Origin of the sequence: uncultured Paracoccus sp. (genome assembly GCF_937873615.1) — a bacterium.
Taxonomy (GTDB): Bacteria; Pseudomonadota; Alphaproteobacteria; order Rhodobacterales; family Rhodobacteraceae; genus Paracoccus.
Map to the genome: position 1 here is coordinate 189,740 of NZ_CALMYP010000017.1, position 19,838 is coordinate 209,577.

Annotated in this window: 12 protein-coding genes; 7 read left to right on the plus strand and 5 right to left on the minus strand. The window is 67.2% G+C overall.

Going from position 1 to position 19,838, the window contains the following annotated elements; translation table 11 throughout:
- Nucleotides 1–30 precede the first annotated feature (30 nt).
- The 3 genes from Q0330_RS05870 to Q0330_RS05880 all read right to left on the minus strand — a co-directional run bounded on the left by Q0330_RS05870 (nt 31) and on the right by Q0330_RS05880 (nt 3,065).
- The gene (locus Q0330_RS05870) at nt 31–1,026 is read right to left on the minus strand and encodes a DctP family TRAP transporter solute-binding subunit (protein ID WP_299475853.1); all 996 of its coding nucleotides are present in this window, start codon (nt 1,024–1,026) and stop codon (nt 31–33) included.
- An 84-nt stretch (nt 1,027–1,110) separates the two neighbouring features.
- Nucleotides 1,111–1,938: an S-formylglutathione hydrolase gene (gene fghA / locus Q0330_RS05875; RefSeq protein WP_299475855.1), complete on the minus strand. Its 828-nt coding sequence runs from the start codon at nt 1,936–1,938 to the stop codon at nt 1,111–1,113.
- Nucleotides 1,938–3,065: an S-(hydroxymethyl)glutathione dehydrogenase/class III alcohol dehydrogenase gene (locus Q0330_RS05880; protein WP_299475857.1), complete on the minus strand. Its 1,128-nt coding sequence runs from the start codon at nt 3,063–3,065 to the stop codon at nt 1,938–1,940. Before Q0330_RS05880 ends, fghA begins: the two co-directional genes overlap by 1 nt.
- 153 nt (nt 3,066–3,218) lie before the next feature.
- Here Q0330_RS05880 and Q0330_RS05885 point away from each other — a divergent pair, with 153 nt between their 5' ends.
- The 6 genes from Q0330_RS05885 to Q0330_RS05910 all read left to right on the plus strand — a co-directional run bounded on the left by Q0330_RS05885 (nt 3,219) and on the right by Q0330_RS05910 (nt 14,666).
- On the plus strand, nt 3,219–8,711 hold the full coding sequence (locus Q0330_RS05885; RefSeq protein ID WP_299475860.1) for an alpha-2-macroglobulin family protein: 5,493 nt from the start codon (nt 3,219–3,221) through the stop codon (nt 8,709–8,711).
- Nucleotides 8,686–10,839, plus strand: a complete 2,154-nt coding sequence (pbpC, locus tag Q0330_RS05890) for a penicillin-binding protein 1C (protein ID WP_299475863.1) — start codon at nt 8,686–8,688, stop codon at nt 10,837–10,839. Before Q0330_RS05885 ends, pbpC begins: the two co-directional genes overlap by 26 nt.
- 166 nt (nt 10,840–11,005) lie before the next feature.
- A complete protein-coding gene (locus Q0330_RS05895; protein WP_299476088.1) occupies nt 11,006–12,244 on the plus strand; it encodes an imelysin family protein in 1,239 nt (412 codons plus the stop codon).
- A gap of 36 nt (nt 12,245–12,280) precedes the next feature.
- Complete coding sequence (locus Q0330_RS05900; protein ID WP_299475866.1) at nt 12,281–12,532, plus strand: (2Fe-2S)-binding protein; 252 nt, start codon at nt 12,281–12,283, stop codon at nt 12,530–12,532.
- A gap of 16 nt (nt 12,533–12,548) precedes the next feature.
- On the plus strand, nt 12,549–13,034 hold the full coding sequence (gene bfr, locus Q0330_RS05905) for a bacterioferritin (protein WP_299475869.1): 486 nt from the start codon (nt 12,549–12,551) through the stop codon (nt 13,032–13,034).
- A 147-nt stretch (nt 13,035–13,181) separates the two neighbouring features.
- Nucleotides 13,182–14,666: a di-heme oxidoredictase family protein gene (locus Q0330_RS05910; protein ID WP_299476091.1), complete on the plus strand. Its 1,485-nt coding sequence runs from the start codon at nt 13,182–13,184 to the stop codon at nt 14,664–14,666.
- A gap of 45 nt (nt 14,667–14,711) precedes the next feature.
- On the opposite strand, the gene Q0330_RS05915 is transcribed toward Q0330_RS05910, so the two are convergent.
- Nucleotides 14,712–18,155: a pyruvate carboxylase gene (locus Q0330_RS05915; protein ID WP_299475872.1), complete on the minus strand. Its 3,444-nt coding sequence runs from the start codon at nt 18,153–18,155 to the stop codon at nt 14,712–14,714.
- 96 nt (nt 18,156–18,251) lie between these two features.
- Complete coding sequence (gene xth / locus Q0330_RS05920; protein ID WP_299475875.1) at nt 18,252–19,037, minus strand: exodeoxyribonuclease III; 786 nt, start codon at nt 19,035–19,037, stop codon at nt 18,252–18,254.
- 76 nt (nt 19,038–19,113) lie between these two features.
- On the opposite strand from xth, the gene Q0330_RS05925 reads away from it, so the two are divergent.
- Nucleotides 19,114–19,791, plus strand: a complete 678-nt coding sequence (locus Q0330_RS05925; protein WP_299475878.1) for a hypothetical protein — start codon at nt 19,114–19,116, stop codon at nt 19,789–19,791.
- Nucleotides 19,792–19,838 lie beyond the last annotated feature (47 nt).

Sequence of the window (19,838 nt, forward strand, 5' to 3'; positions counted from 1 at the left end):
CGGGTCGGGACGGCCCGCCGCGCCAGTGCTTTACTGCGCCGAAGCGACGGCGTCCTGGAAGCTTTTCACCAGATCCGGGCCGACCTTGGCCGCCCAGGTATCGAAGGCGGGCTGTGTCGCCTCGCGGAAGGCGGCCAGTTCCTCGGGCGTGGGCTCGTAGATTTCCATGCCCTGCTCCGTCAGGAAGGCGACGCCGCTATCGGTCGCCTCGCGGCTGATCTGGCGCTGATAGGCCATGGCCTCGGTCGCGGCCTCCTGGAACTTGGCCTGGGTCTCGGCATCGAGGCTGTCCCATTTCGCCTGCGACACGCCGAGGAACAGCGGGTCATAGGAATAATGCCAGGTGGTCAGGTATTTCTGCATCTCATAGACCTGCTGCGGGATGATCACCGCGCCGATCGGGTTTTCCTGCCCGTCGACCACGCCCTGTTGCAGCGCCGTGAGCGTCTCCGACCATTGCATCTGCTGGGGATTGGCACCGAGCGCGTTCATCACGTCGATATACATCGGCCCGGCCACACGGATATTCATGCCCTTCATGTCCTCGGGCGATTTCACCGGCTTGGAGTTGTTGGTCAGCTCGCGGAAACCGTTCTCGCCCCATGCCAGCACCTTGATGCCCTTGCTGGCGAGGATGTCTTCCAGCGGTTTGACCGCATCGCCCTGCGTGGTGGCATCGACCTGCGCGTAATCGGCATACATATAGGGCAGCGAGAAGACCGCCATTTCCGGCACCAGGGGCGTCACGTTGATGGCCGAGGTCACGACCAGATCCAGCGCCCCGCGTCCGACCATCTCGGCCTGCTTCATCTGATCGCCGCCCGACAACTGGGCATTGGGGAAGACGCGCACGTCATAGGCGCCATCGGTCTTCTCGGACAGAAGTTCGCCGAATTTCTCGGCCCCTTTCTGCCAGGTGGTGGTATCGCCGACATTATGCGACAGGCGCAGCGTTTCGGCCTGCGCGGCCACGGCCAGAACGGCGCTGGCGGCAAGGGCTGCAAGGCTGGTGCGGAAAATGTTCATCGGAATCCTCCCTTATCCGTTATGCGCGCGCAAGATGGACCGAAGACGGACCTGCATACAAGGCGTATTTCCGATAAACCGCCCCTAGCGCAATCGCGCCGAATGCCAGCGGATATGGTCGCCGATGAAGCTCTGGACGAAGAAATAGCTGTGATCATAGCCTTTCTGCATCCGCATGACCGACGCCTGCCGGCGCGCCGCCATGGCATCTGCCAGCGCCTCGGGGCGCAGCAGGTCGAGGAACTGGTCGGCGGTGCCCTGGTCGATCAGCACCTCTCCGGGATAGCCGCGATCACGCATCAAGAGCGTGGCGTCATGCCCGGCCCATGCCGCCGGATCAGGGCCGAGATAGGCCGACAATTGCTTGCGGCCCCAGTCGGATTCGCTCGGGTTGGCGATCGGCGCGAAAGCCGAGACGCTACGATAGGTCTCGGGCAGCGTCATGGCGATGGTCAGCGCGCCATGCCCGCCCATGGAATGCCCGGTGATGCCCTGCGCCGCGCGCATCAGCGGAAAGGCGTCAAACACCACCCCCGGCAGGTCGCGGGTGATGTAATCCCACATGCGGAAATGCGGCGCCCAGGGCTTTTGCGTGGCATCGACATAAAACCCCGCCCCCTGCCCGAGATCGTAGGCCTCGTCATCCGCCACCCCCTCGCCACGCGGCGAGGTGTCGGGGAAGATCAGCGCGATCCCTTCGCGCGCGGCATGTTCCTGCGCGCCGGCCTTGGTCATCGCATTCTCATGCGTGCAGGTCAGGCCCGAGAGATACCACAGCACCGGCACCGGCCCCGCCTCGGCTGCGGGCGGCAGATAGACCGCGAAGGTCATGTCGGTGCCGGTCGCCCCGGATGCGTGGCGATAGACGCCCTGCACGCCCCCGAAGCTGCGGTTCTCGCTGACGACCTCCATCAATAGACCACGACCGAGCGGATCGACTTGCCGGCATGCATGAGGTCGAACCCCTCGTTGATCTGATCGAGCTTGAGCTTGTGGGTGATCATCGGGTCGATCTCGATCTTGCCGTCCATATACCAGTCGACGATCTTCGGCACATCGGTCCGGCCGCGCGCACCGCCGAAAGCCGTGCCTTTCCAGATCCTTCCGGTAACAAGCTGGAAAGGTCGGGTGCTGATCTCGGCCCCTGCGGGCGCCACGCCGATGATGATCGACTGGCCCCAGCCGCGATGGGTGCATTCCAGCGCGTCGCGCATCACCTTCACATTGCCGGTGCAGTCGAAGCTGTAATCCGCCCCGCCGATCTGGTCGAAGGGGGTTTTCGTCAGATTGACGATCTCCTGCACGACATTGTCGGTGTTCTTCGGGTTGATGAAATGGGTCATGCCGAAATGCTCGGCCATCGGCTTCTTGTCGTCGTTCAGATCGACGCCGATGATCATGTCGGCACCGGCCAGCCGCAGCCCCTGCAGCACGTTCAGCCCGATCCCGCCGAGACCGAAGACCACGGCCTTGGCGCCGATTTCCACCTTGGCGGTGTTGATGACCGCGCCGATCCCGGTCGTCACGCCGCAGCCGATATAGCAGATCTTGTCGAAAGGCGCGTCCTCACGCACCTTGGCCAAGGCGATTTCCGGCAGCACGGTGTAATTCGAGAAGGTCGAGCAGCCCATGTAATGATGGATCGGCGTGCCGTCGAGCATCGAGAAGCGCGAGGTCCCGTCCGGCATCAGCCCCTGCCCCTGCGTGGCCCGGATCGCGGTGCAGAGGTTCGTCTTACCCGACAGACACGACGCGCATTGCCGGCATTCTGGCGTGTAAAGCGGGATGACGTGATCGCCGGGCTTCACGCTGGTCACGCCCGGCCCGACCTCGACCACCACGCCCGCGCCCTCATGGCCGAGGATCGACGGGAAGATCCCTTCCGGGTCGGCGCCGGACAGGGTGAATTCGTCGGTATGGCAGATGCCGGTGGCCTTGATCTCGACCAGCACCTCGCCCGCCTTCGGACCGTCGAGATTGACCTCCATCACTTCCAGCGGCTTTCCGGCTTCAAGGGCGACTGCGGCGCGGGTTCTCATCGGCATCTCCTTCGCTTTGGGCCAATTTCGGGCAGGATCGGGGCCGGGTCAAGCATCGGGGTCCGTTAATCCTTTGGGCGAATAGCGATTGCCCGGCGCGGCAGGCTCTGGCAAGCTCGGCGGCGTATCCTTTTCACCTGTCTGGGGGACGTCATGCGCAGCTCGGCTTTCGCCGCAATCGGGGCGATCTGCCTTTGGCTCGGCATGATCGGGGCCGTTTCGGCACAGAACGCAATTCCCGAACGGCGCATACCCCTGCAGAACGGCTTCGATATGCCGGGCGGCGATCTCGGCCCGATTTTCGACATCAACCAGACCGCCTGCCTGCAATCCTGCCTGAAGAACGACGCCTGCACCGCCGTCACCTATAATGCCGGGGCGCGGGCCTGTTTTCCGAAGGCCAATCCAGAACCACCGATCCGCTTCGACGGGGCGCTGTCGGGCACCGTGCTGCGCGCCGATCCCGAGGTGGTCGCGCGCGCCGAAGAACGCCGGAACGCGGCGGGCGACTGGCTGCGGGACTCGGATATCGCCGCCGCCCGGTCGCAGGCCGCGAGCCTGAGCGAGACCTACCCGAATTATGGGCAAAGCGTTCTGGACCTGCGCGAGACCTTGCGGGGTTGGGTCAACTCTACCAGCAATTCGAAGATTCGTGTCCAATCCATGCTGACAGCCGAAACCGATGCGGCCGAGGATTGGGCGGCGCTGTCGCGGGTGCTGACCGCCAATGCCAGGGATGCCGACGACGCCAGCGAAAAGCGCCGGCTGGCGCTGTCGGCGGCGACCAATGCCTGGCTGCGCGCCCCGGGCGATATCTCGACCTATCTGGCGCTCTGGGCGCAGGCGGCGGAACAGATGGACCGGGGCCGCGACGGATTGGGTGCCCTGCGCAGCGGCGATCCAGCTGCCCCGGAGATCGCCGCGCTGATGGACGAATTCGAAGGCCGCTACGGTTTCCGCGTGCAGGACAGCGAGGTTCGCGCCGAAGGGCCCGATCCGCGCTTCTGCGTGCAATTCTCGGACCGGCTGGCGCGCAATGCCGATCTGCGGCCCTTTGTCGGCCTGCCCGAGCAGACCCTGGGGATCGAGGCCAATGGCAGCGAGCTTTGCGTGACCGGCATGGAACGCGGCACCGATCTCACCGTGACGATGCGCGCCGGAATGCCCTCGGAAGACGGCGACAAGCTGGCCCGCGAAGTCCAGCAGAGCGCCTATATCCCCGACCGCAGCCCGGCGGTCCGTTTCCCGGGCCGGGCCTATGTGCTGCCGGCCTCGGGCGATCTCGGGCTGACGCTTTACACGGTCAATACCGACGAAGCCGCACTGACGCTTTACCGCATGTCCGACCGCAATCTGGTGCAGGCCCTGCGTGACGAGATGTTCGGCACGCCGCTGGACGGCTGGCGCGCGAACCGCTTCACCTCGGAACTGGGCAACGAGGTCTGGACCGGATTTGCCAGCGTCGCGCCGCCGCCGGGCGGCGGCAGTCATCCGGTCAATGCCGAGGTGGCGACCCGGCTCGACCTGCGCCATGAGGCCGGCCCGCTGGAGCCGGGGATCTATGCGCTGTCGGCGGCCCTGCCAAATGTGGACCAGGACGAGGCGCCGGCGGCGACGCAATGGTTCATGGTCTCGGATCTGGGCCTGTCCAGCTTTTCGGGCACCGACGGGCTGACCGTCGCGGTGCGCGGCCTCTCGGACGCCGCCGCGCGGGCGGGGGTCGAGGTCGCGCTGATCTCGCGCGGGAATGCGGTTCTGGGCAAGACCATGACCGATGCGGACGGATTCGCGCATTTCGACGCCGGGCTGACTCGTGGCCGCGCGGCGGCGGAACCGGCGCTGATCACCGCCTCGCGTCTCGACGGCGAGACAGTCGCGGATTTCAGCATCCTGTCGCTGATGGATCCCGAATTCGACCTGTCGGATCGCGGGGTCGAGGGCAATCCGCCGGCCCCGCCCGTCGATGTCTTCGCCACGCTCGACCGTGGCGCCTATCGCGCCGGCGAAACCGCCCATGCCACCATCCTGACCCGCAACGGGCTGGCCGAGGCGATCGAGGGGCTGCCGCTTTCCGCCACCGTCCTGCGCCCCGATGGCGCAGAATATGCCCGGCTGATGCCGGTCCCGGCCCCGGCTGGCGGCTATGTGCTGGATTTCCCGGTCCCCGCCACCGCACCGCGCGGCGCCTGGCAGATCGAGCTGCGCGTCGAGGAAGACGGGCCGGCGCTTGCCAGCCTGCGGATGCTGGTCGAGGATTTCCTGCCCGAGCGGATAGATTTCGATCTCGACCTGCCCGACGCGCCGCTGCCCCTGTCGCAGAAGGTGACCGCCGATATCGCCGCACGCTGGCTTTACGGCGCCCCTGCCGCCGATCTGCCGGTCGAGGGTGAATTGACGCTCAGCCCGGCGCGCAGCCTGCCGGGCTGGGAGGGCTATGTCTTCGGCCGCCATGACGAGACCCAGCCGCAGGGCGCAGGCATGCTTGCCGGCACCACCGATGCGGAGGGCGTCTATCATCTGGAGGCCGGATTGCCGCCGGCCATGGCGCAGGCGACCCGGCCCTGGAACCTGACGGTCCGGCTCGACGTGTTGGAAGGTGCCGGCCGCCCGGTCGAGCGCACCGATACCGCGCTGATCCTGCCCGCCGCCGGGCACATTGGGATCAAGCCCGATTTCGCCGATCTGACCGTGCCCGAAGGCGGCGCGGCGGCGTTTTCGGTCGTGGCGCTCGGCCCCGATCTGCAGCCGGTCGCGGGCGATTACAGCTGGCAGCTGAACCGGGTCGAATCGGATTACCAATGGTATTCCATCGACGGCGACTGGCAGTGGGAGGCGATCACCCATCGCAGCGCCGTGGCCTCGGGCAAGGTCACCCTGAACGGCGCCGGGCCGGGCAAGATCGAAGCCGCCGTCGAATGGGGCGAATTCGAACTGGTCGTGCACGCCCCGAACGGGGCCGAAAGCTCGATCCTCTTCTATGCCGGCTGGGGTTCGGCCAGCGGCGCGCAGGACAGTCCCGACCGGCTGCGCGTGACGCTGGACAAGCCCGCCTATCGCCATGGAGAGACCGCGACCGTCACCTTCGAAGCGCCCTCGGACGGGGCAGCGCTGATCTCGGTCATGTCGAACCGGCTGGTCGCGATGCAGGCGGTCGAGGCGAAGGCCGGCGTCAATACGGTCGATCTGCCGGTGACCGACGAATGGGGTGCGGGCGTCTATGTCGCGGTCAGCGCCATCCGCCCGGTGGGTGAGGATGCCGGTCATGCGCCGATGCGCACGCTCGGCCTTGCGCCGGCCATGGTCGATCCGGGCGAGCGCCGGCTGGACGTGGCCCTGAGCGCGCCGGAACAGACCGATCCGCGCCAGATGGCCGAGGTCACGCTGAGCGTGACCGGCGCGGCTGCGGGCGAGACGGTGAACGCGACCATCTGGGCGGTGGATCAGGGCATCCTGAACCTGACCCGCTATCAGCCGCCCTCGGCCACCGATCACTATTTCGGCCAGCGTCGTCTGGGCGTCGGGCTGCGCGACCTTTATGGCCGGCTGATCCTGGCCTCGGGCGCGGCTGACGGCGCCATCCGTTCGGGCGGGGATGCCGGCGCCAGTGCCACTGCCGCGCCGCCGCCGACCGAGAAGCTGATGTCCTGGTTCTCGGGCCCGGTGACGCTGGATGCGTCTGGCAAGGTCACCGTCGCGGTGCCGCTGCCCGATTTCAACGGCGAGGTGCGGCTGATGGCCGTGGCCTGGACCGCCAAGGCCGTCGGTCAGGCCGACCGGACCATGCTGGTGCGCGACCCGGTGGTGATGACCGTCACCGCCCCGGCCTTCCTGTCGCCGGGCGACACCGCCACGGCCCAGATCGCATTGGCCCATGTCTCGGGCCCGCCGGGCGAGGTAGCACTTTCGGTCGAGCCGCAGGGCAACGGCCCGGCCATCGGCACCGCCAACCTGCCCGCCACGGTCACCCTGACCGAGGGCGAGCGGCTGCCGCTTTCGCTCTCGCTCAGCGCACCGCCGATCGAGGGGCCGGCCGGGCTGCGCGTCTCGGCCAGGCTGCCGGACGGGCGCACGGTCACCAAGGACCTGCAGATCCCGATCATCGTCAATGACGAGCCGGTGACCCGCGCCCTGCGCCTGACCCTTGCGCCGGGGCAGAGCCTCAGCCCGGATCTGTCCTCGCTCGGCAGTTTCCAGCCCGGCTCGGGCCGGCTGACCGCCTCGGTCGGGGCCTATGCGCTGCTCGATATCCCGGCGGCGCTGACCCTGTTGCGGCGCTATCCCTATGGCTGCACCGAACAGCTGACCTCGGCGGCCATGCCGCAGCTTTATCTGGGCAATCTGATGCCCGACAATGCACCGCCGATGCCGGGCGATCTGCCGCGCGGCATCGACGATGCGATCGAGCAGATCCTGACCCGGCAGACATCCCCGGGCGGTTTCGGCATGTGGAGTGCGGCCTATGGCAGCGAGCCTTGGCTCGACGCCTATGCGACGGATTTCCTGTCGCGCGCGCGCGCCGCCGGCCATGACGTGCCCGAGGCGAATTTCCGCCGCGCGCTCGCCAATCTGCAGAACCGGCTGAACGCCGCCTCCGAGGCGCAATATGCCGAACCGGACGAGGCCGCCGCCATGGCCTATGCCGCCTATGTGCTGGCGCGCGAACGCGCGGCGGTGGTCAGCGACCTGCGTTATTATGCCGATACCGGCCGCGAAAGTTTCGCCACGCCGATGGCGGCCGCCCAGCTTGGCGCGGCACTTGCCTTCCTGGGCGATCAGCCCCGCGCCGACCGCATGTTCGCCCATGCCGCCCATCTGCTGGAAAAAGACACCGACCGGCCCGGCCTGCGCCGCGATTTCGGCACCGATCTGCGCGACAGCGCGGCGGTGCTGACGCTGGCGGCCGAGGCCGGATCGCAGCAGATCGACCGTAACCGGCTGGCATCGGGCATGGCCCGCCAGATCGCCACCCGCGACCGCGGCACCCTGTCGACGCAGGAGGCGCTCTGGACCGTGCTGGCCGGACAGGCGCTTGTCGCCGGCGACGATCCCGGTCAGGGCGTGACCCTGGGCGGCGCGGCGCTGAACGCACCGGTGGCCGATCTGGGGGATGCCTCGGCGCCGCTGGCGCTGCCCATCGCCAATATCGGCAACCGCCCGGTCGATGTCACCATCTCGGCCACCGCCGTGCCGGTCGATGCGATCACGGCGGGCGGCACCGCCTACAGCATCACCCGGCGCTATTTCACCCCCGAGGGCGAGCCGCTGGACCCCGGCCTGATGGCGCAGGGTCAACGGCTGGTGGCGGTGCTGGAAATCCAGCCCTTCGACGAAAGCGGCGGGCGGCTGATCGTCACCGATCCGCTGCCGGCGGGGTTCGAGATCGACAATCCGAACCTGATCGAAGCCGGCGAGTTGTCCGGCCTCGACTGGCTGGAAAATGCCGCCTCGACCGAAATGACCGAGTTCCGGGCCGACCGTTTCGCGGCCTCGGTCGAATGGAGCGGGACTTCCTCGTTCCAGCTGGCCTACCGGCTGCGGGCGGTCACGCCGGGGCAGTTCCACCACCCGGCGGCGACGGTTTCGGACTTCTACCGCCCGGAACGCCGGGGCTGGACCGACAGTGCGACCGCAAGCATCGTCCCCTGAGGGCGACGCGCGGCGGCGCGACCCCGCCCGCCGCGCCGGTCGCCGGATCATCGCCGCAGCCCTGGCGCTTGGCCTGATCGCGGCGGCGGCGGATGGCGCGCGCGCGGCCTTCTGGCGCTGGATCGACGCCACCCCCCTGCCGCTGCTGGCGGTCGAGACCGGGACCGAGGTTCTGGCCCGCGACGGCAGCCTGCTGCGCGCCTTTCAGGTCGGGGACGGGCTGTGGCGGCTGGCGCCCCCCGCCGCCGGCGTCGATCCGCGCTTCCGGCAGATGCTGATCGCCTGGGAAGATCGGCGCTTTTCCGAACATGCGGGCGTCGATCCGCGCGCCGTGATCCGGGCCGGTGCGCAGGCGCTGCGCCATGGCCGCGTGATCTCGGGCGCCTCGACCCTGTCGATGCAGACGGCGCGGCTGCTGGAACGCGGCCCGACCGCCGATTGGGGCGGCAAGCTGCGTCAGGCGCGGCTGGCCATGGCGCTGGAACGCCGCATCGGCAAGACCGGGATCATGGCGCTGTACCTGCGCCTCGCGCCCTATGGCGGCAATACCGAAGGGGTGCGCGCCGCAAGCCTGATGTGGTTCGGCAAGGAACCGACGCGGCTGACCCCGGCAGAGGCTGCGCTTCTCGTGGCCCTGCCGCAAGCGCCCGAGGCCCGGCGCCCCGACATCCCCGCCCGGCGCGCGGAGGCGCTGATCGCGCGCAACCGCGTCCTCGACCGGGCCGAGGCGGAAGGCATCCTCGATGCCGAAGCGGCCGATCTGGCCCGCGCAGCCCCGATGCCCACGACGCGGCGCCCCTTCCCGAACCATGCCGCCCTTCTGGCCGAGCGCCTGCGCCGCGAAAACCCCGGTGCCCTGCGCATCGAGACCACCATCGACCCGCAGTTGCAGCGCGCCGCCGAAGGGCTGATCGCGCGGGCGGTGGCCGGCCAATCCGACCGCGTCTCAGCCGCCGCGATCCTCGCCGATCATAGCAGCGGCGAGATTCTGGCCGAAATCGGGACCGCCGCTTATGGCGACACCCCGCGCGACGGTTTCGTGGACATGACCCGGGCCCTGCGCTCGCCCGGATCGACGCTGAAACCCTTCGTCTATGCGCTCGGCTTCGATGACGGGCTGATCCATCCCGAAACCCTGATCGAGGATCGTCCCGCCATCTTCGGCCGCTGGCAGCCGCAGAATTTCGACCGCCATTTCCGTGGCACCGTCACCATCCGCCGGGCGCTGCAGGATTCGCTGAACATCCCCGTGGTCCGCGTGGCCGAGGCGCTTGGCCCGGCGCGGATCATGGCCACGCTGCGCCGCGCCGGGATGCAGGTCGAGGTGAAGGGCGGCACCCCGGGACTGGCCCTGGTGCTGGGCGGGGCCGGGGTTTCGCTTTACGATCTCGTCGGCGGCTATGCGGCACTGGCCGAGGGCGGGCAGACGGTCGCCCTGCACGAGACCCACAGGCAGGGCGAACCCGGGGCGCAGTCGCGGCTGGTCGGCCGCGCCGCCGCCTGGCAGATCGGCCATATCCTGTCGCGCCTGCCGCCGCCACAAGGCCGCCCGGCGGGCCGCGTCGCCTACAAGACCGGCACCAGCTATGGCCATCGCGACGCGCTTGCCATCGGCTATGACGGGCGCTTCGTGGCCGGGGTCTGGCTGGGCCGGGCCGATGGCACGCCGGTGCCCGGGGCCTTCGGCGGCGATCTGGCGGCACCGGTGCTGTTCGATCTGTTCGACATGCTGGGCGCGCGCCGCAAGGCGCTGCCGCCGCCGCCGCCCGAAACGCTGATCGTCGCCAATCCGAACCTGCCCGCGCCCCTGCGCCGCTTCACCCCGGCGGGCAGCACCAGTGCCGCAACCGCCGCCGCCGGCCTGACCATGAACGGCCAGGCCGATCCCCTGACCATCGTCTTTCCACCCGACGGGGCCGAGCTGGAACTGTCCTCGGGCAGTCGCATCCCGGTGCGGCTGCGCGGCGGCGTGCCGCCCTATACCTGGCTTCTGAACGGCGCGCCCGCCGCCATCGCCTCGCCCGAGCAGATGACACAGATCACCGGCACGCCCGGCCTGTCGGAACTGACGGTGACCGATTCGACCGGCACCACGCGCCGCGCCCGGCTGCGGATGATCCGCCCCTGATCCCCACCCATTGCCACGCGATTTGACGATCCGTCACTTGCCGGGACCTCCTGCCGCACCCATTTCCGACAGAAACAGTTTGACAACCGGCGCCCCGCCTGATGAAAACACTAGGAAATAAGAATCCAGCCAAGGAAACCCCATGCTGCGCAAGACCATGACCGCAATGACGCTCGCCCTGATGGCCTCTGCGGCCCATGCGGCCCATGCGGCAACGCCCGATGAGGTCGTCACGCATTACGCCGACATCGCGGAAGCCGCCTATGGCGACAGCCTGACCACGGCCGAGGCCCTGCGCGCAGCCATCGGCGCCCTGGTCGAGGCCCCGTCCGAGGAAACCCTTGCCGCCGCCCGCGCCGCCTGGACCGCCGCCCGCGTCCCCTATCAGCAGACCGAGGCCTATCGCTTCGGCAACCCGATCGTCGACGACTGGGAAGGCCGGGTGAATGCCTGGCCGCTGGACGAGGGGCTGATCGACTATGTCGCCGAGGACACCCCCTCGGCCGAGGATAACGAGTTGGCGCAACTGAATGTCATCGCCACCCCCTCGCTGGATCTGGGGACCGAGGTTCTGGACGCCGCCACCATCACCCCGGACACGATCCGCGCCCTGCACGAGGCCGGCGGGATCGAGGCCAATGTCGCCTCGGGCTATCACGCCATCGAATTCCTGCTCTGGGGTCAGGACCTGAACGGCACCGGCCCGGGCGCAGGCGACCGGCCCTATACGGATTATGTGCAGGGCGAGGGCTGCACCGGCGGCAATTGCGACCGCCGCGCCGCCTATCTGGTCGCGGCCTCTGACCTGCTGATCGAGGATCTTCACGAAATGGTCGGCGCATGGGGCAAGGACGGGGCCGCGCGCAAGACCGTCACCGCTGACCCGCAGGCCGGGCTGAGCGCCATGCTGACCGGCATGGGCAGCCTGTCTTACGGCGAACAGGCGGGAGAGCGGATGAAGCTCGGCCTGATGCTGAACGACCCCGAGGAAGAACACGACTGTTTCTCGGACCAGACCCATTTCAGCCATTACTATGACGGGCTGGGCATCCAGAACGTCTATCTGGGCCGCTATACCCGCACCGATGGCACCGAAATCACCGGCCCGTCGCTGTCGGATCTGGTGGCCGAAAAGGACGCCTCGGTCGATACGGCGCTGAAGACCGATCTCGATGCGACCATGGCGGCCCTTGGCGCGCTGCGCGACAAGGCCGAGGGCGGCATGGCCTATGACCAGATGCTGGCACCGGGCAATGCCGAGGGCGAGGCCGTCATCACCGCCGCCATCGACGGGCTGGTCAAGCAGACCCAGGCGATCGAGCGGGCCGTCGCCGTGCTCGGCCAGGACGGCATCGAATTCGAGGGTTCCGACAGCCTCGACAACCCCGAGGCGGTTTTCCAGTAAGCCGCCTCAAGGATCAGAGAAACAAGGATTTTTGTCATGATCGTCTGCCACTGCAACCAGATCACCGACCACGATATTCGTGCCGCGGTCGGCTGGATGCGCGCTGCCGACCCTGATACCATCGTCACGCCGGGCAAGATCTATCACGCGCTCGGCAAGCGCGCCGATTGCGGCGGCTGCATGAAGTTGTTCGTCGCCCAGATGCGCGCGGCGGACGGGTTCGCTGTCGGCGAGGCTCAGCCTGTGCCGGCAGTATTGACAGGTCTGCGCCGGACGGCGGCAGGCTGACAGGAAAGGAATTGGAATGAAGGGCGACGCAAAGGTTATTGAATACCTGAACGCAGCTTTGCGGTCGGAACTGACCGCCGTCAGCCAGTATTGGCTGCATTACCGGCTGCAGGAGGACTGGGGTTACGGCCGCATCGCCGACAAATCCCGCGCCGAATCGATCGAGGAGATGAATCACGCCGACCGGCTGATCCAGCGCATCATCTTTCTGGAAGGGCATCCGAACCTGCAGAAGCTCGACCCGCTGCGCATCGGCCAGAACGTCAAGGAGACGATGGAGGCCGATCTGGCCGGCGAGCATGACGCCCGCACGCTGTATATCGAGGCGCGCGACCATTGCGAGAAGGTCGGCGATTACGTCTCGAAGGCGTTGTTCGAGGATCTGATCGCGGATGAGGAAGGCCATATCGACTTCCTCGAAACCCAGATCGCGCTGCATGACGAAATCGGCGCGCAGAATTTCGGCCTGCTGAACGCGAAACCGGCGAACGAAGCCGAATAAGACTTCCGGCGGGCGACATCAGCCGCCCGCCCAATCCCGGCCCCCGGCCACAACCCGCTGATTGCCATGAAAATTCATCCTGTTTCCGCCTTCGCATCCGCCGGAGGGGCGGGTATCCTTGCGCTTGCCCTGACCGCCCTGCCCCCCATGGCCGCCGCGCAGGAGGCCCTGCCCGACTGGCAGAGCGAGCCGCATCTGAACATTATCCCGCGCGACGCCGAGGAAAGCGCGCGCATCGCCCGCGTCACCGCCCCGCCACAGGATTTCACCGCGCCCGAGACATTCGAGCAGAACCCTGCCGGTGCCGCGACCACGCGTTTCACCGACAATGCCGACGCGTTCTCGCAATTCTCGCCCAATATGCCCCGCACCAGCGAGATGGAGTTCAAGCTGGGCAATGGCATCTTCCGCAAGCTCTGGGTCGGCGCGCCGTCCTCGACCAAGGGCAGCGACGGGCTCGGGCCGCTATACAATGCGCGGGCCTGCCAGAACTGCCACATCAAGGACGGGCGCGGCCATATGCCGGACAGCCCCGATGACAGCCGCGTATCCGCCTTCCTGCGCCTGTCGGTGCCGGGCGGCGATCCGCAGCCGGCGATCCCGGATTACATCCCGACCAGCCCCGATCCCGTCTATGGCGGGCAATTGCAGGATCTGGCGCTTGAAGGCTATCTGGCCGAGGCGAAGATGGGCATCCGCTGGACCGAGATCCCGGTCACGCTGGCCGATGGCAGCACGGTTTCGCTGCGCGCGCCCGATTATGCGCTGGAAAACCCGGCTTACGGCGACCCGCATGAGGGGCTGATGCTGTCGGCCCGGGTGGCGCCGCAGATGATCGGGCTGGGCCTGTTGGAGGCCGTGCCGGTCGCCGATGTCCTGGCGCTTGCCGATCCCGAAGATACCGATGGCGACGGCATTTCCGGTCGTCCGCAGATCGTCTGGTCGGCCGAGTTCGACCGCCCGATGCTGGGCCGCTTCGGTCACAAGGGCGGCAATGCCACCATCCGCGCCCAATCGGCCGGTGCGCTTGCCGGCGATATGGGCCTGTCGAACCCGCTGGCCCCCGACCCGTCCGGCGAATGCACCGCAGCCCAGGCCGATTGCCGCAAGGCCCCCGCCGGGCAGGAAGACGGCATTCGCGACGGGCTGGAACTCGACGGCAAAAGCCTCGATCTCATCACCTTCTATTCGCGCAACCTCGCCGTGCCGGAGCGCCGCAAACTCGACGACCCGCAGGTGCTGCGCGGCAAGGAGATCGCCTATACGGTCGGCTGCACCTCCTGCCACAATCCGAAATTCGTCACCCACCGCCTGAACGATCAGCCCGAGCAGAGCTTTCAGCTGATCTGGCCCTATACCGACCTGCTGCTGCACGACATGGGCGAAGGGCTGGCCGATAACCGCCCGGAATCCCGCGCGACGGGGCGCGAATGGCGCACCGCGCCGCTCTGGGGGGTTTCGCTGAACGCTCAGGTGACCGGCGTCGAAAGCTATCTGCACGATGGCCGCGCGCGCACGCTGCTGGAAGCGATCCTCTGGCATGGCGGAGAGGCAGAAACTGCGCGCGACGCGGTGATCACCCTGCCGACCGAGGACCGCGAGGCGCTGATCGCCTGGCTGCAATCGCTATAGGAACAAGCGCCGCAATCGCGGCGCCTGCTTCTCACTTCTACGCGCTCATTCCAACTCGATCAGCAGGTCCTTGGCGTCGATCTGCTGGCCGGGGCCGACATGGACGGCTTTTACCATGCCCTCGCGGTCGGCATGGATGGCGGTTTCCATCTTCATCGCCTCGATGGTCAGAAGCAGATCGCCGGCATTGACCTTCTGGCCGGCCACCGCCGCCACCGTCGCCACCACGCCCGGCATAGGCGCACCGATATGACCGGGATTGGCCGGGTCGGCCTTGGGTCGCGCGGCACTTGCGGCACCCTCGGCCCGGTTCGGGACACGGATATTGCGGGGCTGGCCGTTCAGGTCGAAGAAGACCTTCACCTCGCCCTTCTCGTCGGTTTCGCCGATGGCCTGCAGGCGGATTTCCAGCGTCTTGCCGGGGTCGATCTCGCAGGCGATCTGATCGCCGGGCTGCATCCCGTAGAAGAAGTTCCGCGTCGGCAGGGTGCGCACGGGACCATAGGTTCGATGCCGACCCATGTAATCGAGGAAGACCTTCGGATACATCAGGTAACCGTTCAGATCCTCGTCATCGACCCTCTTGCCCTCCATCTGCGCCGACAGATCGGCGCGCGTCGCTTCCAGATCGACCGGGGCCATGGTGGCGCCGGGGCGCGCGGTGGAGGCGGCCTCGCCCTTGAGGATCTTCTTCTGCAGCGCCGGCGGCCAACCGCCCGGGGGCTGGCCGAGATTGCCCTTCATCATGTCCACGACGCTGTCGGGGAAGACCACGTCGACGCCCGGATCCTCGACCTGGGCGCGGGTCAGGTTCTGGCTGACCATCATCAGCGCCATGTCGCCCACCACCTTCGAGGACGGCGTGACCTTCACGATATCGCCGAACATCCGGTTCACATCGGCGTAAGCCTGCGCCACCTCGTGCCAGCGATCCTCCAGCCCGAGGGAACGCGCCTGCGCCTTCAGATTGGTGAACTGGCCGCCCGGCATCTCGTGCAGATAGACTTCCGAGGCCGGGGCCTGCAGGCCGGATTCGAAGGCCCGGTAATCCTCGCGCACACGTTCCCAATAGTTGGAAATCTCGCGGATCGCCCCGATATCCAGACCCGTATCGCGGTCCGAACGCGCCAGCGCCTCGACCACCGACCCCAGCGTCGGCTGCGAGGTATTGCCCGAGAGCGCATCCATGGCCCCGTCGACGATATCGACGCCTGCAGCGGCAGCGGCCAGATAAGACGCCCCACCCATGCCGGACGTATCATGGGTGTGGAAATGGATCGGCAAACCGACCTCTTCCTTCAGCGCCTTGACCAGCACACCGGCGGCACCGGGTTTCAACAGCCCCGCCATATCCTTCAGCCCGAGGATATGGGCGCCGCCGTCGCGCAACTCCTTACCCATCGAAACGTAATATTTCAGGTCGTATTTCGACCGTGCCGGGTCCTGGATATCGCCGGTATAGCAGATCGCGGCCTCGCAGATCTTGCCGCTGTCGACCACCGCATCCATGGCAACGCGCATGTTTTCGACCCAGTTCAGGCTGTCGAAGACGCGGAACACGTCGATGCCGGTTTCCGCCGCCTGCTTCACGAAGGCCTGCACGACATTGTCGGGATAATTGGTATAGCCGACCCCGTTCGAGGCCCGCAGCAGCATCTGAGTCAGCAGGTTCGGCATCGCCGCGCGAATGTCGCGCAGCCGCTGCCAGGGGCATTCCTGCAGGAAGCGATACGCCACGTCGAAGGTCGCGCCCCCCCAGCATTCGACGCTGAAGAGCTGCGACAGGTTGGCGGCATAGGCCGGCGCCACCCGGATCATGTCGATCGACCGCATCCGGGTTGCCAGCAGCGACTGGTGGCCGTCGCGCATGGCGGTATCGGTCATCAGCAGCTTCGACTGCGCCGCGACCCAATCGGCCACTGCCTGCGCACCCTTTTCCTCCAGCAATTGCCGGGTGCCGGGCGGCGGGGACGAGACGCGGGGCTTCGGCGCCACGGCCGGGCGCACCTCGGCCGGCGGCGCGGCGCGGCCGGCGGTCTCGGGGTGCCCGTTCACGGTGATATCGGCCAGATAGGTCAGGATCTTCGTCGCCCGGTCGCGGCGGGCGCGGAACTCGAACAGGGCGGGCGTCGTGTCGATGAATTTCGTCGTATAGGTATTGTCGAGGAAGGTCGGGTGTTTCAGCAGGTTGATGACGAAGTCGATATTCGTCGAGACCCCGCGCACCCGGAATTCGCGCAGGGCCCGGTCCATGCGGCGGATCGCCTGTTCCGGGGTCTGGGCCCATGCAGTGACCTTCACCAGCAGCGAATCGTAGAAGCGGGTGATGACGCCGCCCGCGTAAGCCGTGCCCCCATCCAGACGGATGCCCATGCCCGTCGCGGTGCGATAGGCGGTGATGCGGCCGTAATCGGGGATGAAATTGTTCTGCGGATCCTCGGTCGTGACCCGGCATTGCACGGCATGGCCGGACAGGGTGACATCGGCCTGGGTCGGCGCGCCGGTCGCCTCGGCCAGGGTCTCGCCCTCGGCGATCCTGATCTGGGCCTGAACGATGTCGATGCCGGTGACTTCCTCGGTCACGGTATGCTCGACCTGCACGCGGGGGTTCACCTCGATGAAATAGAAATGCCCGCTGTCCATATCCATCAGGAATTCGACCGTGCCGGCATTCTGATAGCCGACCGCCTGCCCGATCTTCAGCGCCAGCCCGCAGACTTCCTGCCGCTGTTCATCGGTCAGGTAAGGCGCGGGCGCGCGTTCGACGACCTTCTGGTTGCGGCGCTGCACGGTGCAGTCGCGCTCGTAAAGGTGATAGAGGCCGCCATGCGTGTCGCCCAGCAACTGCACCTCGACATGGCGGGCGCGCAGGATCATCTTTTCCAGATAGCCCTCGCCATTGCCGAAGGCGGCCTCGGCCTCGCGCCGGCCCTCGCGGACCTTTTCGACCAGCTCGTCCGGGCCGTTGATCGGGCGCATCCCGCGCCCGCCGCCACCCCAGCTGGCTTTCAGCATCAAGGGATAGCCGATCTCGGCGGCTTCACGCTTGATGGCGTCGAAATCCTCGCCCAGCACTTCGGTCGCGGGGATGACCGGAACATCGGCCTGAATGGCAACCCGGCGCGCGCTTGCCTTGTCGCCGAGCGCGCGCATGGTCGCGGCCTTCGGGCCGATGAAGATGATCCCCTCGCGTTCGCAGGCATCGACCAGTTCGGGGTTCTCGGACAGAAGGCCGTAACCGGGATGGATCGCATCGGCGCCGGATTCCTTGGCGACGCGGATGATCTCGGGGATCGACAGATAGGCCGCGACCGGGCCGAGGCCCTCGCCGATCCGGTAAGCCTCATCCGCCTTGAAACGGTGCAGGCCCAGCTTGTCTTCCTCGGCATAGACGGCGACCGTCTTCTTGCCCAGTTCGTTGGCGGCCCGCATGACGCGGATTGCGATCTCGCCGCGATTGGCGATCAGGATCTTGCGAATGTCGCGCATGGCGTCCCCCAAGTTTCTGCAACTGCGAAGAACAATAAACGATCATTAAGACTTGTAAACGCGGGATGACAGCTATCCGCGAATTAGAGGTTATGCCTATGCCGACAAATCGACCCAAACCGGAACGTGATCCGAGGGCTTCTCGCCCGCACGGACATCCCGATCCACACCGCATTCATTCACGATGTCAGAGGCTTGCGGAGATAACATCAGGTGGTCGATGCGGATGCCGTTATCGCGCCGCCAGGCCCCGGCCTGAAAATCCCAGAAGGTGAAGGGGCCGCGCCGACCGAACGGGTCGCGGATGCGCAGCGCGTCGGTCCAGCCCTGCGCTGCGATGCGGCGAAAGGCGGCGCGGCTCTCGGGCAGGAACAGCGCGTCCTTCAGCCATTCGCCCGGCTCGGCGGCATCGCGCGGCTCTGGTATGATGTTGAAATCGCCCAGCATCACCACCGGCATCTCGGTTTTCAGAAGCTCGGCCGCGCGGGCGCGAAGGCGCTCCATCCAGGCCAGCTTGTAGTCGTATTTCGGCCCCGGAACCGGGTTGCCATTGGGCAGATAAAGGCCCGCGATGCGCACCGCGCGGTCACCCACCACGGTCGCCTCGATATAGCGGGCCTGCTCGTCTGCCTCATCCCCGGGCAGGCCGCGCATGACATCTTCCAGCGGCAGTTTCGACAGGATGGCGACGCCGTTGAACCCTTTCTGGCCATGGGTTTCGACATTATAGCCCATGTCCTCGAAATGCTGGGCCGGAAAGCCCTCATCGACGGTCTTGATTTCCTGCAGCACGACCAGATCGGGCTGTGCCTCGGTCAGCCAGGCGCTCAGCGCCTCGATCCGGGCCTTGATGCCATTGATATTGAAGCTTGCGATTTTCATGGCCGGCATCATGTGCCGGGCCGGCGCGATTGGCAAGGCGATGCCGGGGGTCTAGACTGCCGTGAAGGAGGCCGCGATGCGCCTTGCCCTTACCCTGATCCTGCTGCTTTGCGCGCCTGCCCTTCGGGCCCAGGATATGGCGCGCCCGCCCGCCGGCCTGATCCGCAACGACAGCGGTCTGCCCGCCACCCTGCCCCTGCAGGTGAAAAGCGAGGCCGGGCTGGATCATGTCGTTTTCCTGACCGCCCCTGACGGCGCGGCCCCGGCGATGACCGGCTATATCCGTGGCGGCGAGTTCTTCCGGCTGCTGGTGCCGCCCGGCGACTGGCGGATCGGCTTCGCCTCGGGGTCCGACTGGCAGGGGGAAGACGCGCTGTTCGGCCCCGCCACGCTTTACAGCGAATGGCCCGAAACCCTGCGCTTCTTCGCCGGGGACAGCGCGCTGCATGGCCATGTCCTGACCCTGTCCACGGATGGAGATACGGTCGAGATCGCCCATATCGGGCCGCGCACCATCTGCCGCGTCGCCTATTGGGCGCCCGACCTGTTTGATCGGCCCGGCGACAATGTGCAGGCAAACCGGACCGCCCTGCCCGAACGCATGGCCCCGCCCGAGCGGACCGACCGGCTGACGCAGGACGACCCGTCACGGCTGAACCCGGCGCGGCCGGATCACCCGTTCGAGGATCGCATGGTGAATCCGCTTGGGCCGCGCCACGGCGCGGTCAGATTGCGGTCTGTGCTTTGCGAATAAATCCAGGGACGGACAGATCAGCGCCGCTCAGCCCGGCTGCCACGCCA